This window comes from Streptacidiphilus sp. PAMC 29251 (assembly GCF_054208735.2).
This window is the reverse complement of the sequence record NZ_CM135725.2, coordinates 2,394,171-2,420,653: the sequence shown is the minus strand read 5'-3', so window position 1 is coordinate 2,420,653 and position 26,483 is coordinate 2,394,171. Positions and strand designations below refer to the sequence as shown.

Here is a 26,483-nt window from a genome sequence, read left to right as displayed (position 1 = left end):
CTCGGCCGCTACAGCTCGCCCGTCCGCCGGTCGAAGACCTGCGGGCGGGCGGTGCGCAGCGCCGTGGCGATGGCGCCGAGCAGCACCGCGTCCTCGCCGAGCGCGCTGGCGGCGACCCGGGGGCGCAGCGGGGTGAGCTGGTGCAGGGTCTCCTCCACCGTGCTCAGCAGCAGGTCGGCGCTGTGTCCGACGCCGCCGCCGAGCACCACCAGGTCCGGGTCCAGCACCGAGGACACCGCGGCGACCACATGGGCCAGCCGCTGCGCCTCCTGCCGGACCGCGGCCACCGCGGCCGGGGTGCCGGTCCTGGCCTCGTCGAACACCTGCTTGGCGGTGAGCGGTCCGGTCATGCCCAGTTCGCGCGCGGTGCGGACCACGGCGTCGCCGGACACGGCGTCCTCCAGCATGCCCCGGCGGGGCAGCCCCTCGGGGGCGGCCTCGCCCGGCATCGGCTGGGTCAGCAGCGGCAGGAAGCCGATCTCGCCGGCGGCGCCGTGGGCGCCCCGGAACAGCTCGCCCTCGGCCACCACGCCCATGCCCAGGCCGGTGCCGATCAGGATGTAGAGGAAGAGCCTGCTGTCGGCCCCGGCGCCGAAGGCGTACTCGCCGAGCGCGGCCAGGTTGGCGTCGTTGTGCACGGTCACCGAGGTGCCCAGGCCCTGTCGCATCCCGGCGATCAGGCCGCTGCGGCCCCACCCGGGCAGGTTGACCGCGTAGCGGACCCGGTCGGACTGCTCGTCGAACACGCCGGGGGTGCCCACCACGGCCTCGACGATGTCCTCGCTCCGCAGCCCGGCCTCCTCGGTCACCTGCGCCGCGGCGTTGACCACGGCGCGGGCGACGGCGCTGGCGCTGCGCCCCCGGTTGGGGACGTCGGCCCGGGCCACGACGGTGCCGGCCAGGTCCGCGACCGCCAGCCGCAGCCAGGCCCGGCCGATGTCCACACCGAGCACGTAGCCGGCGGTGGGGTCCGACTCGTAGAGGACGGCGATCCGGCCCCGGTCCGGGGCGACCGTGCCGGCCTCGCGGACCAGGCCGGCCTGCTCCAGCGCGGCCAGGGCGGTGGAGACGGTGGGTTTGGAGAGGCCGGAATCCCTGGCCAACTGGGCCCGGGAGGCGGGCCCGGCTGTGCGCAGCCGCTCCAGCAGCAGCCATTCGTTGTTGCTGCGCAGCCGCCGGCGGTTCCACCGGTGGTCGACCACATGCTCGGCGTGCGGCTCACTGCTGGGCTCGGTCATCCTGCGCTCGACTGCCTCTCTCCGGTGCTCCCACCCTGATCATTCCTGATCACTGTACTAGTTAAGATACTTAACTTAATTTGGCCCCCGCTGTCTACACCTCCGGACGCATTTGGACGTGTCGACGCGCGCCGCGCGGCAGGCTGTGCGGAGGATGGAGTCATGGTGAAGAAGAGCGACGCCACGACCGAACGCAGGATCGGCGGAGTCCCGGTGAACGCCCGGACGGTGGGCTTCGTCGTCGTTGCGATCCTTGCCGTCTGGTTCATCCTGATGAACACCGCCTCGGTGAAGATCCATCTCTGGGGGCTTTCCACGGCCACCTCGCCGCTGTGGATCGTGCTGCTGGTGATCCTGGTGGTCGGCGTCGCGCTCGGCTGGCTGCTGCGCCGCTACCGGGAACGCAGCAGATAACGCAGCGAATATCGCGGCAAACTGCGTGGCGGATGGGGCTGGTCAGGCCTCGGCGGAGTGACCCCCGCCACAGCGCGGAGGGCGTCCACGAAGCCCGGTAGTTGATCCTTTCCTTACCCGGGACCCCCGTCTCCGCCATTCGGCGGGGGCCGGGGTCCTGCTGAGGTATGAGCGCCGCCGCTCCTGGACGTATCGCCAGCTCGCAGCGTGCGGAGCGGTTTTTCGAACAGTGGGCTCACAGGTTTCGCGGCGCGCCGGGAGGGGAACCCGCGCCGTCCGACCAGCTTGCACGAACAGTGTTCTACTACGGACCCCGATAGTAGAGGGGGTTCTTGGTTCTGGTGTGGAGACCCGTTAAGAATGGCGAAGTCGTCACGGCGGCCCGAGCTGATCACAGCCTGGCCGCCTTCAGTCCGGCACCAACCGAAACTGGGGTGCCCCTGGCGCTGAGCCGGCTCCGCAGGGCACCTGTCCCGCCGTGCGGAACCAGTCGGCCGGTATGCCGAGACAGCCAGCCGATTGAGGTCTTCTCCCATGTCCGTACGCAAGCCTGTTCTGCATGTCCGAAAGCGCACCGTGGCCATCGTCACCGCGGTGTCCGTCAGCGGTCTCGCCATCGCCGGCGGGGTCGTCGTCGAGTCCTCGGCGAGCACGCCCAGCACCTCCGTGAGCCCGCAGGCCGACTCCCTGGCCAAGGTCGCCGACCTGCAGGCGTCCACCGCCGCCTCCGCCGCCGCGTCCGCCTCGGCCTCTGCTTCGGCCTCCACCGCCGCCGCACAGCAGGCGGCGGCAGCGAAGGCCGCGGCCGCCAAGGTCGCCGCCCAGAAGGCCGCCGCAAAGAAGGCAGCGGCGCTCAAGGCCGCCGCGGCCAAGGCCGTGGCGCAGAAGGCGGCCCAGAAGGCCGCCGCCGACCGTGCCGCCGCCCAGAAGGCCGCTGCGGCCCGCGCCGCCGCCGACCAGCAGGCCGCCTCCCGCTCGGAGACCCGCAGCACGCTCAGCGGGAGCCCGCAGGCCATAGCGGCGCAGATCGTTCCGGCCGACCAGCTGGCCTCGTTCAGCGAGATCATCTCGCACGAGAGCGGCTGGGACGTCCACGCCACCAACGCCTCCTCCGGCGCCTACGGCCTGGCCCAGGCCCTGCCCGGCTCCAAGATGGCCTCCGCGGGATCCGACTGGCAGGACAGCGCCGCCACCCAGATCCGCTGGGCCCTCGGCTACATGAACGACCGCTACGGCAGCCCGAACGCCGCCTGGCAGTTCTGGCAGGCCAACAACTGGTACTAGTCGTACCTGTTGTTCCCTCCTAAGACCCCACCGGGTCGTCCCCATCTCTGGACATACACCAGGAATCGCTGCCACGATCTTGGAAAGCTGTGAGACCTGACGTCAACAGCGTTCAGAGGGGGGCGGCCCGGTGGCGACCACCGACAGATCGGCGCGGCCCTGGCACCGCTTCTACGCGGCCGGGGTACCGCACAAACTGGCCATTCCCACGGTGCCGGTGACCGCGCTGCTGGACGAGGCCGCGGCGCGGCACGGCCGCCGTACCGCGCTGGTCTTCTTCGGCCGGCGCACCAGCTACCGGGCGCTGCGGAAGGCCGTGGACCGGTTCGCCGGGGGGCTGGTCGGGCTCGGGGTGGGCCGGGGCGACCGGGTGGCGCTGGTGCTGCCCAACTGCCCGCAGTACGTGGTCGCCTTCTACGCGGTGCTGCGGCTCGGCGCGATCGTGGTGCCCACCAATCCGCTCTACACCGAGTCCGAGCTCACCCATCAGCTGCAGGACTCCGGCAGCACCGTGGTGATCGTGTACGACGGCGCCTTCCGCACCGTCGACGCGGTCCGGGCTCAGGCCGGAGTGCGGACCGTGGTCACCACCGCACTGGCCGAGGCGCTGCCGCTGCGCTCGCGGCTGCTGCTGCGGCTGCCGCTGGCCCGGTCCCGCGCGCTGCGGAAGCGGCTGGGCCCGGGGCTGCCGGAGGGGGCCGACTCGGTGCCCTTCGCCACCGTCGCCCGCGGACCGCGGTCGGCCGCGGCCGGCGCGGGACCGGTCAGCCCGCGCACCGCGGTGGCCGTGCTCCAGTACACCGGCGGCACCACCGGGACGCCGAAGGGGGCGATGCTGACCCACCGCAACCTGGTCGCCAACGCCCACCAGGTCCGGGCCTGGTACCCGCAGTTGCGGCAGGGCCGGGAGACGCTGCTGGGAACCCTGCCGATGTTCCACGTCTACGGGATGACCATGTGCCTCACCGTGGCCACCCTGGCCGGGGCCAGGACCGTGCTGCTGCCGGTCTTCGACGTCGGCCTGGTGGTCAAGGCGCTGGTCCGCTGGCGCCCCACGCTGTTCCCCGGCGTGCCGCCGATGTACCAGGCGCTGATGACCGAGGGCAGCGAGCACGGCGCCGCGCGGCTGCGCGGACTGCGCTCGGTGCGCTACTGCATCAGCGGCGCGATGCGGCTGGAACCGGAGACCGTGGACCGGTTCCAGGAGCTGACCGGGGCCCGGCTGGTCGAGGGCTACGGCCTGTCCGAGGCGTCCCCCGTGGTCCTCGCCAACCCGCTGAACGCCAACGCCCGGCCGGGAACGGTCGGCGTCCCGCTGCCCGGCACCGAGGCCAGGATCGTCGACGAGGACGACCCCGACCGCGAGCAGCCGGCCGGCACCGCCGGTGAGCTGATCGTCCGCGGGCCGCAGGTCTTCGCCGGGTACTGGCACGAGCGCGAGGACAGCGCCCGGATGCTGCACGACGGCTGGCTGTTCACCGGCGACATCGCGGTGATGAGCCCGGACGGCTTCGTCACCGTGATCGACCGCAAGCGCGACGTGATCATCGCCAGCGGCTTCTCGGTCTTCCCCAGCGAGATCGAGGAGGTGCTGCTGGCGCACCCGGCGGTGGCGGACGCGGCCGTGGTCGGCGTGCCGGACGCCTACCGGGGCGAGACGGTCAAGGCATGCGTGATCGTCAGGGAGGGCGCCCGGCTGACCGAGGGCGCGCTGATCGGCTACTGCCACGAGCGGCTGACCGGCTACAAGGTGCCCAAGATCGTCGAGTTCCGGGTCGACCCGCTGCCGCGCAACCTGCTCGGCAAGGTGCTCCGCCGGGTGCTCAGGGACGAGGCGCTCAGGGGTGAGGACGGCTGACGCCGTCGGGTCACTCCGCCGCCGGTACCGCCTCCGCCTGGCCCGCCTCCTCCGTCTGCGCGGCCGAAGCAGCCGCGGCGGCCTCCAGCGCCCCCTGCTGCAGCTTGAGCGCCTCCTCCAGGGTCGGCGACTGCTCCCAGATGCTCTGGAAGGCCATCCGCAGGGTCTGCGCCAGCGAGGGGTGACGGATCACCAGCGAGGTGGTCGCGCCGGCCCGGGCCACCGGGTCGGGCATGTCGCAGAGCACGGTGGAGCCGTCCGCGACGATCAGCTTCAGCGGCAGTGAGTCGGCGATCCGGATCTCCTCGCCGGCCTCGCCGAAGCGGCGGACCACCTCCAGCATCACCGGGTCGTCCAGCACGTCCCGGCTGTAGAGCGAGCGGACGGCCCGTCCGGCGGCGTGCAGCCGGGCCGAGGCCTCCAGCCCGGCCAGGTTCTCGGACGGGGTCACCCACGGCGGCCGGGAGAAGCTCAGCAGCTCCCGCTCGGCCTCGGACTGGATCCGGTCGAAGCGGTCGCTGATGTCGGCGGCGTCCCGCAGCACCTCGACGTAGTCCAGCGGGTCGGTGTGGGTACGGCCGCTGTCCCAGGTCGGCAGCAGCTCCTGGGCGAGCTCGTCGGAGAGCCGTTCGAGCCGGCCGAGCGAGCGCCGCTGCTGCTCCATCAGCCGGTCCACCGCGATCTCCGGGGCGACCGCGGAGTAGCCGGCCACCTTCCCCGGATGGAGCACCGCGAGCTGGCGCCGGGTCAGGCCCTCCAGCACGTCGTAGACCCGTTGCCGGGGGACCTGGGCCTCGCGGGCGACCTCGGCCGCGGTGAAGATGTCCCGGCGGATCAGGGCGAGGTAGACCCGCGCCTCGTAGTTGGTGAGGCCGAGCTCTTCGAGGTCAGCTGCGCGCCTGTCGTCCGTATGCATGGCTGCACCGTAGCGGCGTTGGTCCCTCATTTGGCAAGTGGCGACCATCTGGCGGTTTCCGCGGCCCCTTCGCCGCTGATCTTGCGGTGGGGGTGGCGACGCTACGGGGTTCTTGTGCCGTTGTCATGCATTCGCTATCTTCATGGCGCTGAGCACCACTCAACGGGGTGTCAGATCCCATGAAATGACATGATCATGCTGATCAGTCATGCCCTGGACCTGGGACCCCCTGTCGGTGGCGGGCCGCTCCACAAGAGCGGGCCCGGGTGCCGTCCTCACCCCCCATGGAGGGCCGTCCGTTGCAAACCCCCAGCACGACACCCAGCCCCATGCCGAGAAGGCCACGCCGCGCCCTGCGCAAGGCCGCGGCAGCCTCCTTCTCCGTCGCCGCACTGATCGGGGGCGTCCTCGCGGCCGCCGCCCCGGCCGACGCGGCGGCCGGTCAGACCAGCGCCTCCTCCACCGCCGTCCACGTGAAGCACGCCTGTGCCGCGCCCAGCCATGTCGGCCAGATGGCCTGCCTGGCCCTGGTGCGCACCGACGTCACCCAGCCCGCCGCGCTGATCGCCAACGCGGTCTCGCCGCTGGCGACCCCCTCCGGCTACGGCCCGACCGACCTGAAGAGCGCCTACGCCCTCCCGGCCAACGGCGGCGCCGGCGCCACCGTCGCCATCGTGGACGCGCAGGACGACCCCAACGCCGAATCCGACCTGGCCGCCTACCGGACCCAGTTCGGGCTCTCCGCCTGCACCACGGCCAACGGCTGCTTCAAGAAGGTCAACCAGACCGGCGGCACCAGCTACCCGACCGCCGACACCGGCTGGGCCGGGGAGATCTCGCTGGACCTCGACATGGTCTCCGCGGTCGCCCCCGCCGCCCACATCATCCTGGTCGAGGCCACCTCGGCGAACATGAGCGACCTGGGCACCGCCGTCAACGAGGCGGTCGCCCTCGGCGCCAAGTACGTCTCCAACAGCTACGGCGGCTCCGAGGACTCCACCGACACCGCGTCGGACAGCAGCTACTTCAACCACCCCGGCGTCGCCATCACCGTCTCCTCCGGTGACGAGGCCTACGGCGCGGAGTACCCGGCCGCGTCCAAGTACGTCACCGCGGTCGGCGGCACCGCGCTGAGGACCGCCTCCAACGCCCGCGGCTGGACCGAGACGGTCTGGAGCACCAGCAGCACCGAGGGCACCGGCTCCGGCTGCTCCGCCTACGACGCCAAGCCCACCTGGCAGACCGACACCGGCTGCTCCAAGCGCACCATCGCCGACGTCTCGGCGGTCGCCGACCCGGCCACCGGTGTCGCGGTCTACCAGACCTACGGCGGCAGCGGCTGGGCCGTCTACGGCGGCACCAGCGCCTCCTCCCCGATCATCGCCAGCGTCTACGCCGACGCCGGCACCCCGGCCGCGGGCACGTACCCGGCCCAGTACCCCTACCAGCACACCACCGCCCTCAATGACGTGACCAGCGGCAACAACGGCTCCTGCTCGCCGACGTACCTCTGCACCGCGGGCACCGGCTACGACGGCCCGACCGGCCTCGGCACCCCGAACGGTCTGACCGCCTTCACCAGCGGCGGCGGAGGCGGCACCGGCAACACGGTCACCGTCACCGCGCCCGGCAACCAGAGCGGCACGGTCGGCACCGCGGCCTCGCTGCAGCTGCACGCCACCGACTCGGCCACCGGCCAGACCCTGACCTACAGCGCCAGCGGCCTGCCCGCCGGACTGTCCGTCAACTCCTCCACCGGCCTGATCTCGGGCACCCCGACCACGGCCGGGACGTACTCGGTCACCGCCACCGCCACCGACACCACCGGCGCCAGCGGCAGCTCCTCCTTCACCTGGACCATCGCCGGCACCGGCGGTGGCGGCGGCGGCTGCACCGCGGCCCAGCTGCTCGGCAACCCCGGCTTCGAGACCGGCAGCGCCTCGCCCTGGACCGCCACGGCCGGCGTCATCGACAGCTCCACCGGTGAGCCCGCCCACTCCGGCAGCTGGAAGGCCTGGCTGAACGGCTACGGCACCACCCACACCGACACCCTGTCCCAGTCGGTGACCATCCCGGCCAGCTGCACCAGCGCCACGCTGACCTACTACCTCCACATCGACACCGCGGAGACCACCACCAGCACCGCCTACGACACCCTCAAGGTCACGGGCACCACCGGCAGCACCACCACCACGCTGGTGACCTACTCCAACCTCAACAAGGCCACCGGCTACACCCTGCGGACGGTCAACCTCTCCTCCTACGTGGGGAAGACGGTCACGCTGAAGTTCACCGGCGCCGAGGACAGCAGCCTGCAGACCAGCTTCGTCATCGACGACACCGCGGTCAGCGTCTCCTGATCCTGACAATTGCCCGACCTGCATGAACGCTTGAAACAGGGCCCCGGTCGCGCTCCTCGGCGACCGGGGCCCTGCTGCTTACCTGCCGTAAGGCAAGCCCCGGATCCGGGGCTGTCGGTGCCTCGCGGTACGGTGCCCTCCTGCCCGGTCCCGAGCAGCGACGGTGAACCACCCTGGAGCCCTGCCGCATGTCACAGTCCCCGGTCGACACAGCGACCGACCCCGCCCCGCCCGCCGATGGGCCCAACTACCTGAGCCACAAGCAGATCATGGTGGTGATGGGCGGCCTGATGGCCGGAATGCTGCTCGCCGCCCTCGACCAGAGCATCGTCGGCACCGCGCTGCCCACGATCGTCAGCCAGCTCGGCGGCATCGACAAGCTCTCCTGGGTGGTGACCGCCTACCTGCTGACCTCCACCGCGGCCACCCCGCTCTGGGGCAAGATCTCCGACATCTACGGCCGCCGGATCATCTTCCAGGCCGCGATCGTGATCTTCCTGGTCGGTTCGGCGCTGGCCGGGCTGAGCCAGAACATGGGCGAGCTGATCGGCTTCCGCGCGGTCCAGGGCATCGGCGGCGGCGGTCTGATGTCACTCGCCTTCGCCATCATCGGCGACGTCATACCCCCGCGTGAGCGCGGGCGCTACCAGGGCCTGATGGGCGCGGTCTTCGGCCTGGCCAGCGTCGCCGGACCGCTGCTGGGCGGCTGGTTCACCGACAGCATCGGCTGGCGCTGGATCTTCTACATCAACCTGCCGATCGGCATCGGCGCCCTGGTGGTCTGCTCCTTCGCGCTCAAGCTCCCGGTCAACCGGCGCGAGCACTCGATCGACTACCTGGGCTCGGCCGCCATCGTCACCGGGGTCACCAGCCTGCTGCTCTACCTGAACTGGGCCGGGACGGCCTACGGCTGGTACTCCTGGCAGGGCCTGCTGCTGCTCGGCGGCTCGGTGCTGCTGACGGTCGGCTTCGTCTTCGTCGAGCGCCGGGCGGTCGAGCCGATCCTGCCGCTGCGGCTGTTCCGCAACCCGATCTTCTCGGTCGGCAACGGCTTCGGCTTCTTCGCCGGCTTCGCCATGTTCGGCGGCATCATCTACCTGCCGGTCTATCTGCAGGCCGTGCAGGGCATGTCCGCCACCAAGTCAGGTCTGGGCATGCTGCCGGCCGTCGCCGGGATCATGCTCACCTCGGTCGGCTCCGGCCGGCTGATGGCGAAGACCGGCCGCTACAAGATCTTCCCGATCGTCGGCGCCGTGGTGATCATCACCTCGCTGGCCCTGCTCAGCACGCTCACCAACACCACCCCGTACTGGCAGGTCGCGATCTACGCCTTCGGCTTCGGCGCGGGCCTCGGGCTGACCCTGCAGACCCTGGTGACGGCCATTCAGAACTCGGTCGACTTCCGCGACATGGGCGTGGCCACCGCCTCGGCCACCTTCTTCCGGCAGATCGGGGCCTCCATCGGCACCGCCATCTTCGGCACGGTGCTGACCAGCCGGCTGGCCCACTACATGAAGCAGGAGTTCCCCGGCGGAACCGGCGGGGCCGGCGGCGCGAAGATCGACGCCAACAACGTGCAGGCGATCCACCACCTGCCCGCCCCGGTGAAGGAGCACGTCACGGCGGCCTTCGCGCACGCCATCGGCAACCTCTTCCTGGCGGGCGTGCCGTTCATCGCGATCGCCCTGGTCTTCGGCCTCTTCCTCAAGGAGAAGCCGCTGAGCAGCAAGGACGGCGCGGACGCGGCCGAGGTGGCGGCGCCCGCGCACTGACGGAGTCGCGGAAGTACCGGCCTCAGATGGACGCGCGGGCCATCCGGTCCAGGGCGTGCAGCAGGGCGGGGAGGTCGGGCCCCCGCCCGATCGGCACCACCTCGCCGGGCCGCTCGTCCAGCAGCACCACGGCGATGTCGTCGGTACGGGCGGCCAGGCTCCAGCCGGGGCCGTCCGCCCGTACCAGCCGGGCGCCGTCGGCCGCCGGGGCCGAGCGGATCCGGCCGGCCGGCGGGGGCGTGCGGGTGTAGGCGTGCGCCTCAGCGAGCACCCGGCCGACGTCCTCGGCCGGGGCGTTGCCGGTGGCCTGGTCGAAGGTCACCGTGGCGGTGATCCGCTCGCGCCAGGCGGACCACTGCTTGGCGACCTCGTCGGCCCCCATCCGGCGCTGGGCCGGGCCCCAGGCCTCCGGGTCGGGCGGGCTGAGCGGCGGGCGTCCGCCGTCCTCGGGGTCGGGCTCCGGGTCGTGCGGCTCGGGCAGCCCGGGGGCGCTCACGGACAGACCGAGCGGCCACCCGGGCAGCGAGTCCACCACGGTGCGCTCCGGCGGGGAGAGGTCGTAGGGCATCCCGCAGTCCCAGGCGGCGATGGCGCAGCCGACCAGCGCGGCGTCGTCCGACACCACGGTCCAGCGGGCGCCGGACCGGTCCTGTCCGAACAGCAGTCCGTAGCCGTCCGCCCAGGGCTCCTGCCCCAGCGCCTCGCAGGCGGCGGGGTAGTCGTCGCCGAGCACGCTCGGGAACTGCCCCGGCGTCAGCAGCACCGCACTCAGTACGTAGAACGCATCGTCATCGGCCTGTGCCATGGGAATCCCCCTCCTTTTCCGCCCCGGGCCCGGAGTCGGCCCATGGTAGTGACGCGGTGGCGCCCAGGGCCAGTGCCGGTTTCGGGTCCGGTGCGGAGGCGGGGAAAAGGGAGGGGAGGCAGGTCAGCCCGCGGTGATGGCGCGCAGGCTCTCCTTGAGCGAGCCCATGGTGGCCAGCACGGCGGTCGGTTCGTATCCGCAGTGGGCCATGCAGTTGTCGCAGCGGGGGTCCTTGCCGCGGCCGTAGTTGTCCCACTCGGTGCTGTCCAGCAGCTCCTGGTAGGTGTCCACGTATCCGTCCGACATCAGGTAGCAGGGCTTCTGCCACCCCTTCAGCGAATAGGAGGGGATCGCCCAGGGGGTGCACTCGAAGTCGACCTTGCCCTCCAGGAAGTCCAGGTAGAGGGCCGAGTGGTTGAGCCGCCAGCTCTTCCGGCGGCCCTCCGCGAAGGCCTTCTTGAACATCGACCTGGTCTGCTCGACGCCGAGGAAGCGGTCCTGGTCCGGGGCCTTCTCGTAGGCGTAGCCGGGCGAGAGCTGCATCCGGTCGACCTTGAGGTCGTCGTTGAGGTACGTGAGTACGTCGATGACGTCCTGCGGGCTGTCGTTGTTGAAGAAGGTCGAGTTGGTGAACACCGTGAAGCCGGCCGCCTTGGCCTGCTTGATCGCCTCGATGGCCTGGTCGAACACGCCGACCTTGCTCACCGACTCGTCGTGCCGCTCGCGCAGCCCGTCGATGTGCACCATCCAGGCGAAGTTCCGGTTCGGCTTGAACTTGTGCAGGTGCTTCGGCAGCAGCACGGCGTTGGTGCAGAGCACCACGAACTTGTGCTTGTCCAGCAGCGCCTGCGTCATCTCGGCGATCTGCGGGTGCATCAGCGGCTCGCCGCCGGCCAGCGACACCATCGGCGCGCCGGCCTCCATCACGGCGTTGAGCACCTTGTCGACCGTCATCCGCTGCTTGAGCATGCTGGCAGGTTCCTGGATCTTCCCGCAGCCCGCACAGGACAGGTTGCAGGCGAAAAGCGGTTCGACCTCCACGATCAGCGGGAACTTCTTCACCCGACGGATCTTCTGCTTGAGGAGGTACGTGCCCATCTTGACGGTCAGATTAAGTGGGAGTCCCATGATCACTGTCTCCGTTCCCCCGGGCCCCAAGGGTTGAGACCCTCCACTAACATACAGACTGTATGGAACAGGATGAAGGTATGCCAGCGCCCAGAATCAGACGGAGTCGTCGTGCGGACCATGTGGCGGACACCCGGCGTGCGCTGTTGCACGCCGCGCGTGAACTCTTCGCCGAGCGCGGGTACGTCGCGACCGGCACCGAGGACATCGTGGCCGCGGCCGACGTCACCCGTGGCGCGCTTTACCACCACTTCAAGGACAAGGCCGACCTGTTCCGTGCGGTGATGGCCGAATGCGCCCAGGAGATGGCACAACGCCTGGTGGAGCAGGAGACCGCGCGGGCCGAGCTGCAGCCGGGCGACGCCTGGCAGCTGCTCCGCAGCGGCTTCCAGTCCTTCCTGGACGCCTGCAACGACGCGCACTTCCAGCGCATCGTACTGATCGACGGCCCCGCCGTGCTGGGGCACAGCGCCTGGGACGCCCTGGTGGAGGAGCACGGCTACGTCCTGCTGGGGGAGGTGCTGGCCGAGGCGATCCGCGAGGGCAACGTCCAGGACCTGCCGGTCGCGCCGCTGACCAGGATGCTGGCGGCGCTGATCTCCGAGGCCAGCCTGTACATCGCCCGGGCCGAGGACCATGTCCGGGCGCGCGAGGAGGCGGGCCTGGTGCTGGAGCGGCTGCTGGCCGGACTCGGCCGCGGAGTGAATGCGGTCCCGGGCGTGTCGGCGTAGCGCTCCGCCCGTATCCGGTCGGCCGGATCCGTCGGCCGATCCGTTGTTACTCGCGAGTCATAACTCTTCCCGAGGGCGGAGCTGTGCCCTAGTCTCCTGATTGCGCCACTGATTACTGGCACGATGGGAGACAGAATGAGCGGCACCGAAACGGTGGTTCAGCACGTACGCGTCATGGTCGTCGGCTCAGGCTTCGGCGGCCTCGGGGCGGCGGTACGGCTGCGCCAGGAGGGCGTCACCGACTTCCTGGTCCTGGAACGCGCCGGATCCGTCGGCGGCACCTGGCGCGACAACAGCTACCCGGGCTGCGCCTGCGACGTCCCCTCGCACCTCTACTCCTTCTCCTTCGCGCCCAATCCGGACTGGCCCCGCACCTTCTCCGGGCAGCCCGAGATCCGCGCCTACCTGGAGCGCGTCGCCGACCGCTTCCAGCTGCGCCCGCACCTGCGCTTCGACCACGAGGTGCTCGGCGCCCGCTGGGACGCCGAGGCCTCGCACTGGGAGCTGGACACCAGCCAGGGCCGCTACACCGCGGACGTGATGGTGGCGGCCTGCGGCCCGCTGTCCGACCCGGCCGTCCCCGACCTGCCCGGGTTGGCCGACTTCCCCGGCCGGGTGTTCCACTCGGCCCGCTGGGACCACGACTACGACCTGACCGGCAAGCGGGTCGCCGTGGTCGGCACCGGGGCGTCCGCGATCCAGATCGTGCCGATGATCCAGCCGAAGGTCGACCAGCTGGTGCTGCTGCAGCGCACCCCGCCGTGGGTGATGCCGCGGATGGACCGGGACATCACCTCCGCCGAGCGCCGACTCTACCGCCGGGTGCCGGCCACCCAGCGGGCGCTGCGGGCCGCGCTGTGGAGCCTGCGCGAATCCCAGGTCGGCGCCTTCGTCAAGCGCCCCGGCATGCTGAAGGCCGCCGAGGCGCTGGCCAAGCGCAATATCGACCGGCACATCAAGGACCCGGCGCTGCGCGCCAAGCTGACCCCGGACTACCGCTTTCGGCTGCAAGCGGGTGCTGCTGTCCAGCAGCTACTACCCGGCGCTGGCCCAGCCCAATGTGGACCTGGTCGCCTCCGGGCTCAAGGAGGTGCGCGGCAGCACCGTGGTCGCCGCCGACGGCACCGAGCACGAGGTCGACGCGATCATCTTCGGCACCGGCTTCCATGTCACCGACATGCCGATCGGCTCCAGGATCACCGGCGCGGCCGGGCGCACCCTCGGCGAGGAGTGGAAGGACGGCATGGCCGCGCTGCGCGGCAGCACCGTCAGCGGCTTCCCCAACCTGCTGTTCGTGATCGGCCCCAACACCGGCCTCGGCAACAGCTCGATGGTGCTGATGATCGAGTCCCAGCTGAACTACCTCGCCGACTACCTCCGTCGGCTCGACGCCTCCGGCGCGGCCGCCCTGGACGCCACCCCGGACGCCCAGCGCCGCTGGAACGAGGAGGTGCAGCGGCGGATGGCCCGCACGGTCTGGAACAACGGCGGCTGCCGCAGCTGGTACCTGGACGGCAACGGCAACAACACCGTGCTCTGGCCCGGCACCACCGCGCACTTCCGGCGGGAGACCCGCAGTGTGGACCTTTCGGAGTACCAGTTGGTCCGCAAGGCTGTTGGTGCCACCCCTTCCGTTGCTGTCTGACGTCACTGTCCGACGTCGCTGTCCGACGTCGCTGTCCGACGTCGCTGTCCGACGTCGCTGTCCGAAAGGAGCACGCCATGCCCAAGAACTCCCTCAGCGGCCAGGTCGCCGTGGTCACCGGGGCGGCCCGGGGGGTCGGCGCCGAGCTGGCCCGGGCCCTCGCCGCCCGCGGCGCGACCGTCGCCCTGGTCGGCCTGGAGCCCAAGGAGCTGGAGCGGGCCGCCGCCGAGTGCGGCGGCTCGGCCGGCGGCGTCGGCTGGTGGGAGGCCGACGTCACCGACCTGGCGGCGCTGAGCACCGTCGCCGAGCAGGTGGTCGAGCGCTTCGGCCGGGTCGACATCGTGGTGGCCAACGCCGGCATCGCCATCGGCGGCAGCTTCCTCGACTCCGACCCGGTCGCCTTCCAACGGGTGATCGAGGTCAACCTGCTCGGCAGCACCACCACCGCCCGCGCCTTCCTGCCCGCGCTGATCGCCTCCCGCGGCTACCTGCTGCAGATCGCCTCGCTCGCGGCGATGATCCCGGCGCCGCTGATGACGGCCTACTGCGCCAGCAAGTCCGGGGTGGAGGCCTTCGCCCACGCGCTGCGCGGCGAGGTCGCCAACCAGGGGGTCCGGGTCGGCGTCGGCTACCTCAGCTGGACCGACACCGACATGGTGCGCGGCGCGGACGAGGACGAGGTGATGCGCGAGATGCGGGCCAGCCTGCCCTGGCCGACCAACCGCACCTACCCGCTGGCCCCCGCCGTGCAGCGGATCGCGGACGGGATCGCCCGCCGCTCGCCGCATGTCTACGCCCAGGGCTGGCTGCGCGGCTACCAGTTGATCCGGGGTCAGATCCCCGGGGTGCTGGGCCGGATCGCCCCGCTGCAGCTGCGCAAGCTGGAGCCCCGGCTGCGGGAGACCGCCGACACCCGGCGCGGCCTGGTCGGCCGCGGCGGCGCCGCGGACGAGGAGGCCAGGTCGGCGCGGGGCGTGCCGAGCTGACAGCTTTTCAGCAGTGTGGTGACCGGGGGGTGTCCGAGACACCCGGCCGGGTCGGTTGACCACCGCCCCGGCCGGGCCCGTAGCGTGGGGGCATGACCGACACTCTCAAGGTGGCCCTGCTCGGCACCGGCATCATGGGCGCCGCGATGGCCCGCAACCTGCTCAAGGCCGGGCACCAGGTGACCGTGTGGAACCGCACCGCGGCCCGCGCCGAGCCCCTCGCGTCCGACGGCGCCGTGATCGCCGCCGATCCGGCCGAGGCCGTGCGTGACGCCGATCTGGTGCTGACGATACTGCTGGACGGCCCGTCGGTGCTGGCCGCGATGCGGGACGCCGCGCCCGCGCTGCGGCCCGGCACGGTCTGGACCCAGTGCAGCACGGTCGGCATCGAGGCCCTGGCCGAGCTGGCCGCCTTCGCCGACGCGCACGGGCTCCAGCTGGTCGACGCGCCGGTGCTGGGGACGCGGCAGCCGGCGGAGAACGGGCAGCTCAGCGTGCTCGCCGCAGGCCCGTCCTCGGCGCGGGCGCTGGCCGACCAGGTGTTCGAGGTGATCGGCGCCAGCACCCGCTGGCTGTCCGAGGACGCCGCCTCGGGGGCCGGCACCCGGCTCAAGCTGGTGCTCAACGGCTGGGTGCTGACCCTGGTCAACGGCACCGCCGAGGCGCTGACCCTGGCCGAGGGTCTGGGCGTCGACCCGCGCGCCTTCCTGGAGACGGTGGCCGGCGGCCCGCTGGACGTCGGCTACCTGCAGGCCAAGGGCGCGGCCATGCTCGACGGCGACTTCGAGCCGAGCTTCACCGTGGAGGGCGGCGTCAAGGACGCCCGGCTGATCGCCTCGGCCGGACGCGGGGCCGGACTCACCCTCGACCTGGCCGAGGCGTCCGTCACCCGCCTGGCCCGCGCCGAGGCGCAGGGCCACGGCGGCCAGGACCTGGCCGCCAGCTGGTTCGCCAGCCGGCCCGGTCCTGATCAGGGCTGATCTGGGCCGATCAGGGTCGATCTGGCGTCAGTTGAACTCGTCCGGGTTCGGACCGGTGCGCTCGCCCCGGTCCAGGCCGGCGATGTCGACCAGGTCCTCGTCCGTCAGCGCGAAGCCGAAGACGTCGGCGTTCTCCTTGATCCGGGCCGGGGTGACCGACTTCGGGATGACGATGTTGCCCAGCTGGAGGTGCCAGCGCAGGATCACCTGTGCGGGCGTCTTCCCGAGCCGCTCGGCGATCCGGGTCAGCAGCGGGTCCTTCAGCAGCGCGCCCTGCGCCAGCGGGCTCCAGGCCTCGGTGGCGATGCTGTGCTTGGCGTGGAAGGCCCGCAGCTCGGCCTGCTGCAGCTGCGGGTGCAGCTCCACCTGGTTCACGGCCGGGACGATGCCGGTCTCGTCCAGCAGCCGCTGCAGATGCGCCGGCTGGAAGTTGGACACGCCGATGGCACGGGTGCGGCCGTCGGCGAGCAGCTTCTCCAGCGCGCGCCAGGTGTCGACATAGCGGTCCTTGGCCGGGGTCGGCCAGTGGATCAGGTAGAGGTCGACCTGGTCCAGCCGCAGCTTCTTCATGCTGGCGTCGAAGGCGGCGAGGGCGCTGTCGTAGCCCTGGTCGCTGTTCCAGAGCTTGGTGGTCACGAACAGCTCGTCCCGGCGCAGCCCGGACGCGGCGATGGCGTCGCCGACACCGCGCTCGTTCTGGTACGCGGCGGCGGTGTCGATGCTGCGGTAGCCGGTCCGCAGGGCGTTGGCGACGGCCTCGGTGGTCTCGGCGTCGGGGACCTGGAACACGCCGAAGCCCAGCTGCGGGATCTCCACGCCGTTGTTGAGGGTGACGGTGGGGTGGTTCATGGGGTGCCTTTCGTAGTCATCGTGCTGGTGGGACCGGCCGGGCTGGTCGGGCTGATCCTGCTGGTCACAGGGTCGCGGCCACGCCGCCGTCGACCCGCAGCGCCGCGCCGGTGGTCGCCGAGGCGAGCGGCGAGCTGGTGTAGAGCACCAGGTTCGCGACCTCCTCGGGCCGGATCAGCCGGCCCAGCAGCGAGGTCGGCCGCTCCTCGGCGATGAACCGGCGCTCCGCCTCGGCGAAGTCCGTGCCCGCGCCGACCCGCGACGCGATGAACTCCTCCACCCCGGGGGTGAGCGTGGGGCCGGGAAGTACGGAGTTCACCGTCACACCGCTACCCGCGACCTCCTGAGCCATGCCTCGCGACACCGCGAGCTGCGCCGTCTTGGTCATGCCGTAGTGCACCATCTCGGTCGGCGTCATCACCGCGGACTCGCTGCTGACGAACACCACCCGGCCCCACCCGCGGCCGACCATGCGCGGGGTGTAGTGCCGGGCCAGCCGGATCCCGCTGAGCACATTGACCTCGAAGAACCGCAGCCACTCGGCGTCCGGGATGTCGAACACCGGCACCGCCGCGAAGATCCCGGCATTGTTCACCAGCACGTCCACGTCCGGCACCGCGGCGATCAGCGCGGCCGCGCCCTCGGCGGTCGCCACGTCCGCGGCCACGCCGGTCACCAGCGCGCTCCCGGTCTCCTCGGCGATCTCCCGGGCCGCCGCCTGGGTCCGCTGGGCATCCCGGCCGTTGACCACCACCGCGGCCCCCGCGGCGGCGAAGCCGACGGCGATGGCCCGCCCGATGCCCGAGGTCGATCCGGTGACCAGGGCGGTACGTCCGGTGAGGTCGATCTGCATGGTGCTGCCTTTCCAGGGGTACGGTTGCTTCCCTTCGAAGGTAATTGCAGACGCTGACTATTGCAAACGCGCCACACTGCCGCGCTGTCTCGTGCTTCAAGCGGCCTCGTCGATCGGCCGCAGGTATCGGAGCACCAGCGCCTTGCGGGGGTCGCGGCTGCTGCTCCACACGATCGCCCAGTGCTCCGCGTTGGCGAGCTCGGCGACGCCGTGGATGCCCAGGCCCCGGTAGGCGCGCACCGGGAGCAGGACGGACGGCTGGGCGTGCGGGCGGTTCTTGATCTTCTTGGTCACCGCGGTGCGGGCCCAGGCCCGGGTTCCCAGCTCGGACGCGATCGCGGTCCCGCAGCGGTTGGACAGGTCTTCGGCGGCGTAGCCGTGCCAGTCCGCCACCGTCCCGTCACGCTCCATCAGGTACTGGCGCTTCGTCAGCCGCCAGTGGCGGATGGTGCTGCCCGCGTCCGTCCCCGAAGGGGCTGGCGCTGTCGCTGAAGAGGCACAGCACCCACAGGATCCCGAGGACCGCGTAGAGCGGCGCCACATACAGCCACTGGGCCCGGTACTGGAACCACAGTCGACCGCGCGAGCGGCGGGGGAGCGGGCCGAGCTCCAGCCCGGCGGGCGGGTTCCACGGCGGGACCACGATCTGCGGGGTCCCTGCCTGCGGGACCCCTGCCAGCGGGACCGCCGTCTGCGGGTCCCCTGCCTGCGGCGGTACGGGTGCGGGCTGCGACGTCATGGCCCCGCAGCCTACCGGTCAGCTGTCCAGGGCCTTCTGGAGGCCTTCCAGGGCGTCGACCAGGAAGCCGGCGTCGCGGACCAGGAGGTGGGCCGGGTTGGTGCTGGCGTCGGGCGGGGCGGGGAGTTCCAGGGTCCAGGCGTCGTAGTGGAGCCGCAGGGCGGTGAGGTCCACCGGCTGTTCCAGGCGGACCGCCTGGGCGGCGCGGGCGGTCTCCTCGCGCAGCACCGCCGCGAAGCGGTCCGCGCCGGGGACGGGCTCCGGGGCGGGCTTGGTGTGCGGGGGCGGCAGATGGGCCTCCAGCAGCAGCGCGGTGCGGCCCAGCGCCGCCATCGCCGAGCGGGCCGCGGTGACCTGGGAGTGCCGCAGCCCGCGGTGCCGTACCGGCTCCACCGCCGCCTGCTGACTGGACGTCAGCAGGTCGGCACGGGCCTGCCGGTGGTCCAACAGGGTCTCCCGCACGGCGCGGCGGTTCGCCGAGGAGGGGGCGCCGAAGGCGGCGACGGCCGCGGCCGCGTAGCGTCCGCCGGCCTCGATGTAGGCGGCGAGCCGGTCCGGCAGCCGTACCGTCTGCCAGGTCGGGAAGAGCGCGTAGGAGGCCAGCGCCAGCGCGCCGCCGAGCAGGGTCTGGCCGATCCGGTCCTCGGCCGTCACGGTGACGCTGCCGCCGCCCATGGCCAGCAGGAACACCACATAACCGGTGACGCAGGCGCTCATCGCCGCGTACCCGGTCCTGATGGTGACGTAGGCGCCGCCGATGCAGAGCACGGCCAGCGCCGAGCAGGCCCAGTCGTCCGGGGCGGCCAGCAGGATCACCAGGCTGGCCACCAGCAACCCCGAGGACCGTTCCGGCGATCCTGGCCACGCCCCTGGAGTAGGTCTGCGAGAAGTCGGGCCGCATCACCATCACCGCCGTCAGCGGCGCCCAGTAGCCGTGGCCGAAGGGCAGCAGCAGCCCGATGGTCTCGCCGATCGCGGCGACCGCGCCGACCCGGACCGCGTGCCGCAGCACCGGGGAGGACCAGGTCCAGTTGCGGCGCACCGCGTGGGCCGCGATCGGCAGCATCTCCGGCACCGAGGGGCGGGGCAGATGGCCCACCTCGTCGTTGTCCGCGTCCCGGCCGGTGGCGGCGGGGGCCTCCAGCGAGTCGGCGGTGTCCGCGAGCAGCCCCACCAGCAGCAGCGCCGACTGCCGGGCCGGGCCGCTGAGCACCGGACCCGCGGCCGGAACGGCCAGCGCGCGGTAGGTCCGGTCCGCCACCGGGGTCGGCAGCCCGCTGCGGATCGAGCGCGCCACCGCGTCCAGCACCTCGGCCGCCGCGCCCAGGATCTCCCTGGCCCGGTCCCGCTCGGGGCCCTCCTCGGCCGCGCCGACCCGGGGGTCCGCCAGCGCGGCCATCACCGGGCGCATCCGCTCCATCGGGTTGCGCCGGCCGCCGAGCTCGGCCGGCCGGCGCCGGGCCTGGCCCCGGGTCAGCGCGGCGGCGTTGCGCGCGGTCATCAGCGCCTCCGGGTCGAACGCCGCGAAGGGGTCGTGCCGCAGCCGCCGGCGTAGTCGGCCATGGACGCGTAGGCGTCGGCGAGCGCGTCCCGCTGCGCGCCCCAGCGCCGGATCGGGATCAGCACCACCAGCAGCGCCTGGACCACGCCGCCGATCGCGATCACCCCGGCGTGCTCCAGGGCCTGCGGCACGCTCTCGGTGAGGTTGACCACGACCAGCATCACCGAGACGGTGGTGGCGGCGACCACCCCCGCGGTCGGCCCGAGCGCCCAGGCCAGCCCGGCGGTGAACGCCCACAGGCCCACCACCAGCACGAACAGCGGCGACCAGGGCGAGGCGAGATAGCCGAGCAGGGTGCTCAGCGACAGCCCGGCGCCCGCCACCAGGGCGAGCACCGGACGCGGCCGGTAGCTGCGCTGGAAGGTCGCGGTCCCGGCGATGAACGCGCCGAGCGCGGCGGAGGTGGCCAGCGCGGGGGAGCCCAGCGCCAGCGCGGTGAACAGCACCAGGGCTACGCCCAGCGCCCCGCGCGCGGCCAGCAGCGGCTCGTTGTAGGCCCGCTCCAGCGTGAAGCCGGTGCGGGCGGTGCTGCGCAGGGCCGTGATCCAGGGCATGGTGGCCAGGCTAGCCGGGCGCGGGGGCCGGGCCGGCCTGACGCGAGGGCCAGAACCGGGTGCGGCCCAGGCATCAGCCGTGGGTGCGGGGGATCCGGCGCTGCCAGCGGCGGTCGAACAGGACGGTGCCGTCCTCCTCGGCGGTGACCTGGTTGTCCGTCAGGAAGTGGTCGGAGTCGGCGCGGATCTCCGAGCGGGTCCGGATCCGCACCGTCCAGCCCAGGTCGGGGCGGCTGAGGCCGACCGTCCAGTCCGAGCGGGTGTGGGCGCTGAGCGGGTCGTCGCTGCGGATGCGGTAGCTCTCCAGGGCGTCCTCGCTGAACTCCAGGCCGTCCGGGTAGGTGCGCGAGCCGCCGTAGCGGGGGTCGACCTGCTGCAGCCATTCGCGGGTGGCGAGATCGTGTCGGACCACGCGTTCGGGACCGAGGGTGTCCGGGTCGGCGTAGACCACCGCCAGCGGCGGGGACTGCTCGGGCTCGTCGAAGGTGATCGGGAGCCTGGCCCGGTCGGTGCTGTGGTCGCGCACCGGGAGCAGCAGCGCGCTGGCCCCCGGGTCCACGGTGAAGCCCAGGTCGGCGGGCTGCGGCCAGACCAGGGCCAGTACGCGGAGGAGAGCGCCAGCCGCAGCCGGTGCCCGGGCGGGAAGGCGTGGGCGATGCCGATCAGGTCGAAGGAGAGGTCCTCGGTCTCGCCCGGCACCCACGCGACCGTACGCTCCCGGCCGTGCCGGCTCAGCAGGTTGAGCACACCCCGGGTGACCAGGGTGGACGAGCCGTCCGGAGCCACGTCGCAGAGCCGGGCGACGATCTGGCCGCGCGCGGTGGGGCTGGTGACCCGCAGCCGCAGCCGGGCGTTGCCGAGGATCTCGACCCTGGCGTCCAGCGGGGCGGAGTCGAAGCAGACCGAGCGGCCGTCCTCCTCGCGCTGGTCCGGCGGCAGGTCGGTGAGGTTGCCGAAGGGGAAGAAGCGGCCCGCGTCGACGCCGGTGTGCTGCGGGGAGACCACCGCGACCGGGCCGGGGACGCTGGTCCTCAAGCCTGTCGTCGAGTCGATAGGGCGTCATGGTGACATTGGCGGAGGGCCAGGCATCGTCGCCGACCCAGCGGCCCGGGCGCTGGTCGTAGTGGGTGGCCGGCGGGACGGACTCGTTCATCCAGGTCCTGAGCTTGGGCTCGGCCATGATTCCGGTGCTTGAGCGGCCTTCGGCTGACCGGTCTTCGGTCGGGTGGCCGTCCTTGAGCCAGTGGTCCCACCAGCGCAGGGTCTCCTGGAGGAAGCCGATGGCCGGGCCTGGCGGCAGGCCGCGGTCGGGGTACTGGTGCGACCAGGGGCCGACCAGGCCCGCGCATCGGCGCGTCCAGGTGCTGGGCCAGCCGGAACACGGTTGTCCCGGTACGGGTCGGCCCAGCCGCCGACGGCGAGTACCGCGGCCTTGATCGAGGAGTAGTCCTCGCAAGACGCTGCCGTGCCGCCAGTAGTCGTCCCTGGCCTGGTGCTGCAGCCAGGTGTGGATCAGCGGGTCAAGGTGTTCGAGCCGTTCCAGCCACATCGCGCGCCAGCGGTCCGCCGACGAACGCCGGATCCGGCGGGCGGGCGGCGAAGGCCAGCATGGTGGCCGACCAGGCATGCATGTCCACGGCCAGCACCGAGCCGCCCAGGTAGTGCACATCGTTGTCGTAGCGGTCGTCGGTGGAGCAGACGGTGACGATCGCCTTCAGCGGTTCGGGGCGAGAGCGGCGATCTGCAGACTGTTGAAGCCGCCCCAGGAGATCCCGAACATCCCCACTTTCCCGCTGCACCAGGGCTGCTCCGCCAGCCACTCCACCACGGTCACGCCGTCGGCCAGCTCGGTGGCGTCGTACTCGTCCCCGGGCAGGCCGTCGGAGTTGCCGTGGCCGCGGATGTCCACCCGGACCGAGGCGTAGCCGTGCCCGGCGTACCAGGGGTGCCGCTGGGCGTCGCGCGGCGCGGTCCAGTCGCTGAGCCGGTAGGGCAGGTACTCCAGCAGCGCGGGAACGGGTGCGGTGGTGACGGGGCGCCAGATCCGGGCGTACAGCTCGGTCCGGTCCGGGAGCGGGATGCGGACGTCCTCGCAGGTGGTCCGGTACGGGAAGTCCTCGCGGTAGCGCATGGTCCGGTCCTCCCGGGGTCGGTGCTGAGGGGTGCAGCGGGCGGTCAGAGGTCGGCGGGCGGCGGTCAGCGGTCAGGGGCGCAGCGGGCGGCGGTCAGCGGATGGGGGCCATGGTGCGGCGCAGCCACGGCCCGGCGGCGATCACGGCGAGGCCGACCAGCACCACGAAGCTGCCGTTGACGGCGAAGTAGGCCGGGTCGGAGATCCGCCCGTAGAGCTTCACGGTCTGCGCCTGGACGCCGTTGGCCAGTGCCAGCGAGAGGAACCACAGCGCCATCGCCTGGCTGGCGAAGGCCACCGGGGCGATCTTGGTGGTGACCGACATGCCGGTGGTCTCCAGCAGGATGTCGCCGAGGCCGAGCACCAGGTAGCAGACGATCAGCCACCACCCGGCCATCACCCAGTCGCCGGTGCGGTTCATCGTCGCCGGAACCATGATCAGAAAGGACAGCCCACCGAGGATCACCCCGTAGGCGATCTTGTTGGACGCGTGCGGCTGACGGTGGCCCAGCCGCACCCAGACCGCGGCCACCACCGGCGCCAGCGCCACCTCGGCGACGCCGAGCACCGACCCGTACCAGGAGGACGGGAAGTGCCAGCCGAAGAACTCGGTGTCGGCGTGGTTCAGCGCCAGCAGGTTCATGGTCGAGTACGACTGGAACAGCACCAGGTTGAAGGCCACCGAGGCGGCGAACAGCACCAGGTAGGGCGCAGCCGGCCGCGTTCGGCGGGGGTGACCCTGGGGCTGCGGAAGAGGAAGGCGAAGTAGGCGATCGGGGCCAGGATCGAGACCGCGGTGACGATGTCGACCACCAGCGACATGGTCAGCACCCCGGCCAGGGCCAGCACGCCGAAGAGCACGGCGACGGCCGCCGCCCCGGCCCCGATCAGCCGGACCGAACGTCGCATCGCCTCGGGCGGCAGCGCGGACTCGGCGCCGTCCTGACGCCCGGCCAGATGGCGCCGGCCCAGCACGTACTGCGCCACGCCGAAGGTCATTCCGATCGCGGCGGCCGAGAAGCCCCAGTGGTAGCCGATCTTCTGGCCCAGCCAGCCGGCCACCAGCGGGCCGAGGAAGGCGCCGATGTTGATGCCCATGTAGTAGAGCGCGAAGCCGGCGTCGCGGCGTTCGTCCTCGGTGGCGTAGAGCTTGCCGACCAGGGTGGAGACATTGGGCTTCAGCAGGCCGGTGCCGACGATGATCAGACCGAGGCCGATCCAGGTCATGCTGGTGGTGGGGATGGCCATGACGTAGTGCCCGCAGGCGATTGCAGATGCCGCCGAAGAGGACCGCCCGGTACGAGCCGAGCACCCGGTCGGCGAGCCAGCCGCCGCCGACCGAGACCAGGTAGATCATCGTGCTGTAGGCGGCGTAGACGGAGGAGGCCGTGCTGTCCGACATCCCCATGCCGCCGTCGGCGACCGACTCGGTGAAGTAGAGGGTCAGGATGGCGGTCATGCCGAGGTAGGAGAAGCGCTCCCACATCTCGGTGCCGAAGAGGGTGAGCAGTCCGCGCGGGTGGCCGAAGAAGGAGTGGTCCTGGCTGGGGTCCGCCTGGTCCAAGGGGGTGACCTCGCTCGCGCCCAAGGGAACTGCCTCCGTCCGCGGCACCGGCGGGACGCGCCCCGATAGCACCATATGTCCGTTATGGGATCAAAAGGAGCATAAGACAGGGCGCAGCGGGCGGCCCCCCGGCGATCATTCGCCGAGGGGCCGTGTTCGTGGTGTTGCCTGGGTGTCTTTTGCCGGTGCCGGTGCCGCCGCCGCTACCGCCGCGGGCGCTCGTTCCAGGCGGCGACGGCGTGGTGGCCGTGCTCGGTGCCCAGTCGGCTGATGGTGCCGGTGGCCAGCATGAACAGCGAGCCCGCGGAGGCGGGGAGGCCCAGGTAACGGGCCGTCAGCACGCGGAGGAAGTGGGCGTGCGCCACCAGCGCGACGTCCCGGCCGTCCGCGGCGCGCAGCTTCTCGTCCACCAGGGCCAGCACCCGGTCCGCACGGGCGCCGATCTCGTCCGGGGACTCGCCCGGGTGGCCCTCCGGGCCGGGGACCACGCCGTCGGTCCACAGGTTCCAGTCGGGGCGGGTCTGGTGGATCTCCGCGGTGGTGATGCCCTCGTAGCCGCCGTAGTCCCACTCGTGCATGTCCGGGACGATCTGCGGGTTGTCCAGGCCGGCCAGCTTGGCGGTGGTCCTGGCCCGCAGCAGCGGGCTGCTCAGGGCGTACCCGACCGGGTGCTCGGCCAGTATCCCGGCGAGCGCGGCGGCCTGCTCCTCGCCGTGGGGGCTCAGCGGACGGTCGGTGTAGCTGGTGTGGCGCCCGGCCTCGCTCCAGTCCGTCGCACCGTGTCGGACCAGGATCACATCGCCCATGCCGGTCATCTTCTTCCACTCGCAGCGGTCGTTCCATCCAGCCTCAACATGGCGAATCCTCGCACGCTTCCCCTGCGGCGCTGTTCAGCGGCGTCCGGCGGCGCTCGCGGTGCGGGAGGATGGTGTGCGGCAACAGGAGCCATCGTGCTGGGCAGTCGGTGCTGGGCAGTTCGTGATCGACAGTCAAGGGGGACGGGTGTTCGACTGGGAAGAGTCCCGGCCTGCCGAGGTCGGCATGGATCCGGACGGGCTGGACCGGGCCTGGGAGCTGGCCCAGGCACGCGGCACCGCCGGTCAGCTCTGCGTCCTGCGGAAGGGCCGGGTGGTGCTGGACCGCAGGTTCGGCTGCGGGCCCGACGCGCTGTTCCTGACCTTCTCGGCCGGCAAGCCGCTCACCGCGCTGCTGGTGCACAAGCTCGCCGAGCGCGGTGAACTGTCGCTGGACGAGCGGGTGGCCGCGTACTGGCCGGAGTTCGGCCGCAATGGCAAGGAAGCGGTCACCGTCCGCCAGGTGCTCCAGCACCGCGCGGGCGTGCCGGTGGCCCGGAGTCTGCTGCGGGACGCCTGGGCGATGACGGACTGGGAGCGGTCAGTACGCCACATCGAGCGGGCCCGGCCCGCGTACCCGCCGGGGAGGTAGCCGCCTATCACATCATCAGCTATGGCTACATCCTCGGTGAGCTGCTCCGGCGGGTCAGCGGCGCCCCGGTCAGGGAACTGCTCAGGACGGAGTTCCTGGAACCGCTCGGGCTGCGGGACACGCACCTCGGCGTGGGTCGCGAGCTGCGGCACCGGGCGGTGCCGCTGGTGTCCACCTCGCGCCGGGCCGACCGGCTCCGCCGGATGTTCTTCAACCGCCGCGCGGTACGGCGGGCTGTCGTCCCCGCGTCCGGGCTGTCCACCACCGCGCGCGACCTCGCCCGCTTCTACGAGATGCTTTTGCGCGGTGGGGAGTTGGACGGGGTGCGGGTGCTCGAACCGGCCTCGGTCGCAGAGGCCAGGCGGCTGTCCACCGCTGAGGAGGGCGACCTCGACCACTTCCTGCAGATGCGGGTGCGCTGGTCGCACGGCTTCCAACTGGGCGCCGCAGGACCCGACCCCGCGGCCGGCCGCCCGATGGGCCAGCTCGGCAGCCCGCAGGCCTTCGGCCACAACGGCAGCAGCACCTGCCTGGCCTGGGCCGACCCCACCCGCGACCTGGTCTTTGTCCACTTCACCAACCACCTTGTCGCCCAGAGCGAGGGCTCCCGTTACGAAAGCAGGATCAGCGACGCCGTCATCGGCGCCTGCGGCTGAGCCCTGGGCACGG

General features: G+C 72.0%; 20 protein-coding genes and 5 pseudogenes. 11 read left to right on the top strand and 14 right to left on the bottom strand.

What is annotated here, in order from left to right; translation table 11 throughout:
• Positions 1–8: 8 nt before the first annotated feature.
• Complete coding sequence (locus ACXKR8_RS11300) at positions 9–1,238, bottom strand: ROK family transcriptional regulator (protein ID WP_458272770.1); 1,230 nt, start codon at positions 1,236–1,238, stop codon at positions 9–11.
• Between the two features lie 162 nt (positions 1,239–1,400).
• Between ACXKR8_RS11300 and ACXKR8_RS11295 the strand changes: the two genes are divergently transcribed.
• From ACXKR8_RS11295 to ACXKR8_RS11285, 3 genes are all read left to right on the top strand, one after another.
• Positions 1,401–1,652 (top strand): lipopolysaccharide assembly protein LapA domain-containing protein, encoded by a 252-nt coding sequence (locus ACXKR8_RS11295; protein WP_458272769.1) that lies wholly within the window; start codon positions 1,401–1,403, stop codon positions 1,650–1,652.
• Positions 1,653–2,186: 534 nt separating this feature from the next.
• Positions 2,187–2,936, top strand: a complete 750-nt coding sequence (locus ACXKR8_RS11290) for an aggregation-promoting factor C-terminal-like domain-containing protein (RefSeq protein ID WP_458272768.1) — start codon at positions 2,187–2,189, stop codon at positions 2,934–2,936.
• Between the two features lie 130 nt (positions 2,937–3,066).
• Complete coding sequence (locus ACXKR8_RS11285; RefSeq protein WP_458272767.1) at positions 3,067–4,794, top strand: AMP-binding protein; 1,728 nt, start codon at positions 3,067–3,069, stop codon at positions 4,792–4,794.
• Positions 4,795–4,804: 10 nt separating this feature from the next.
• On the opposite strand, the gene ACXKR8_RS11280 is transcribed toward ACXKR8_RS11285, so the two are convergent.
• Entirely contained in the window at positions 4,805–5,710 is a 906-nt protein-coding gene (locus tag ACXKR8_RS11280) for a TrmB family transcriptional regulator (protein WP_458272766.1), read from the bottom strand.
• A gap of 329 nt (positions 5,711–6,039) precedes the next feature.
• Between ACXKR8_RS11280 and ACXKR8_RS11275 the strand changes: the two genes are divergently transcribed.
• Complete coding sequence (locus ACXKR8_RS11275; RefSeq protein WP_458272765.1) at positions 6,040–8,070, top strand: putative Ig domain-containing protein; 2,031 nt, start codon at positions 6,040–6,042, stop codon at positions 8,068–8,070.
• Positions 8,071–8,258: 188 nt separating this feature from the next.
• Entirely contained in the window at positions 8,259–9,842 is a 1,584-nt protein-coding gene (locus tag ACXKR8_RS11270; protein ID WP_458272764.1) for an MDR family MFS transporter, read from the top strand.
• A 22-nt stretch (positions 9,843–9,864) separates the two neighbouring features.
• Here the strand turns inward: ACXKR8_RS11270 and ACXKR8_RS11265 are convergent, their stop codons facing one another.
• A complete protein-coding gene (locus tag ACXKR8_RS11265; RefSeq protein ID WP_458272763.1) occupies positions 9,865–10,647 on the bottom strand; it encodes a hypothetical protein in 783 nt (260 codons plus the stop codon).
• Positions 10,648–10,770: 123 nt separating this feature from the next.
• Complete coding sequence (hpnH, locus tag ACXKR8_RS11260) at positions 10,771–11,775, bottom strand: adenosyl-hopene transferase HpnH (protein WP_458272762.1); 1,005 nt, start codon at positions 11,773–11,775, stop codon at positions 10,771–10,773.
• Positions 11,776–11,855: 80 nt separating this feature from the next.
• On the opposite strand from hpnH, the gene ACXKR8_RS11255 reads away from it, so the two are divergent.
• From ACXKR8_RS11255 to ACXKR8_RS11240, 4 genes and pseudogenes are all read left to right on the top strand, one after another.
• Positions 11,856–12,506: a TetR/AcrR family transcriptional regulator gene (locus ACXKR8_RS11255; protein ID WP_458272761.1), complete on the top strand. Its 651-nt coding sequence runs from the start codon at positions 11,856–11,858 to the stop codon at positions 12,504–12,506.
• Between the two features lie 135 nt (positions 12,507–12,641).
• Positions 12,642–14,151: pseudogene (locus ACXKR8_RS11250) on the top strand (flavin-containing monooxygenase).
• 77 nt (positions 14,152–14,228) lie between these two features.
• Positions 14,229–15,137 (top strand): SDR family oxidoreductase, encoded by a 909-nt coding sequence (locus ACXKR8_RS11245; protein WP_458272759.1) that lies wholly within the window; start codon positions 14,229–14,231, stop codon positions 15,135–15,137.
• A 92-nt stretch (positions 15,138–15,229) separates the two neighbouring features.
• Entirely contained in the window at positions 15,230–16,117 is an 888-nt protein-coding gene (locus ACXKR8_RS11240) for an NAD(P)-dependent oxidoreductase (protein WP_458272758.1), read from the top strand.
• 27 nt (positions 16,118–16,144) lie between these two features.
• On the opposite strand, the gene ACXKR8_RS11235 is transcribed toward ACXKR8_RS11240, so the two are convergent.
• The 6 genes and pseudogenes from ACXKR8_RS11235 to ACXKR8_RS11210 form a co-directional block, all read right to left on the bottom strand.
• A complete protein-coding gene (locus ACXKR8_RS11235; protein WP_458272757.1) occupies positions 16,145–16,966 on the bottom strand; it encodes an aldo/keto reductase in 822 nt (273 codons plus the stop codon).
• Between the two features lie 64 nt (positions 16,967–17,030).
• The gene (locus tag ACXKR8_RS11230; protein ID WP_458272756.1) at positions 17,031–17,819 is read right to left on the bottom strand and encodes an SDR family NAD(P)-dependent oxidoreductase; all 789 of its coding nucleotides are present in this window, start codon (positions 17,817–17,819) and stop codon (positions 17,031–17,033) included.
• A 96-nt stretch (positions 17,820–17,915) separates the two neighbouring features.
• Positions 17,916–18,230, bottom strand: a complete 315-nt coding sequence (locus ACXKR8_RS11225) for a hypothetical protein (RefSeq protein ID WP_462100456.1) — start codon at positions 18,228–18,230, stop codon at positions 17,916–17,918.
• Positions 18,220–18,558 carry a hypothetical protein gene (locus tag ACXKR8_RS11220; protein ID WP_462100455.1) on the bottom strand — a complete coding sequence of 113 codons (339 nt, stop codon included), beginning with the start codon at positions 18,556–18,558 and terminating at the stop codon, positions 18,220–18,222. The genes ACXKR8_RS11225 and ACXKR8_RS11220 overlap by 11 nt, the downstream gene beginning before the upstream one ends.
• An 18-nt stretch (positions 18,559–18,576) precedes the next feature.
• Positions 18,577–19,386: an FUSC family protein gene (locus tag ACXKR8_RS11215; protein ID WP_462100454.1), complete on the bottom strand. Its 810-nt coding sequence runs from the start codon at positions 19,384–19,386 to the stop codon at positions 18,577–18,579.
• A gap of 58 nt (positions 19,387–19,444) precedes the next feature.
• Positions 19,445–19,570, bottom strand: a pseudogene (locus ACXKR8_RS11210) (FUSC family protein); the annotation flags it as partial.
• Between ACXKR8_RS11210 and ACXKR8_RS11205 the strand changes: the two are divergent.
• Positions 19,518–19,805: a hypothetical protein gene (locus tag ACXKR8_RS11205; RefSeq protein ID WP_462100453.1), complete on the top strand. Its 288-nt coding sequence runs from the start codon at positions 19,518–19,520 to the stop codon at positions 19,803–19,805. The pseudogene ACXKR8_RS11210 and the gene ACXKR8_RS11205 sit on opposite strands and share 53 nt — an antisense overlap.
• Before the next feature lie 253 nt (positions 19,806–20,058).
• Here the strand turns inward: ACXKR8_RS11205 and ACXKR8_RS11200 are convergent, their stop codons facing one another.
• The 4 genes and pseudogenes from ACXKR8_RS11200 to ACXKR8_RS11185 all read right to left on the bottom strand — a co-directional run bounded on the left by ACXKR8_RS11200 (position 20,059) and on the right by ACXKR8_RS11185 (position 25,174).
• Positions 20,059–20,673: an FUSC family membrane protein gene (locus tag ACXKR8_RS11200; RefSeq protein WP_462100452.1), complete on the bottom strand. Its 615-nt coding sequence runs from the start codon at positions 20,671–20,673 to the stop codon at positions 20,059–20,061.
• A gap of 73 nt (positions 20,674–20,746) precedes the next feature.
• A pseudogene (locus ACXKR8_RS11195) lies at positions 20,747–22,804 on the bottom strand (CocE/NonD family hydrolase).
• Between the two features lie 94 nt (positions 22,805–22,898).
• A pseudogene (locus ACXKR8_RS11190) lies at positions 22,899–24,443 on the bottom strand (peptide MFS transporter).
• Between the two features lie 128 nt (positions 24,444–24,571).
• Positions 24,572–25,174 (bottom strand): histidine phosphatase family protein, encoded by a 603-nt coding sequence (locus tag ACXKR8_RS11185; protein WP_458272751.1) that lies wholly within the window; start codon positions 25,172–25,174, stop codon positions 24,572–24,574.
• Here ACXKR8_RS11185 and ACXKR8_RS11180 point away from each other — a divergent pair.
• A pseudogene (locus ACXKR8_RS11180) lies at positions 25,173–26,470 on the top strand (serine hydrolase domain-containing protein). The gene ACXKR8_RS11185 and the pseudogene ACXKR8_RS11180 overlap by 2 nt on opposite strands.
• Positions 26,471–26,483: the final 13 nt, after the last annotated feature.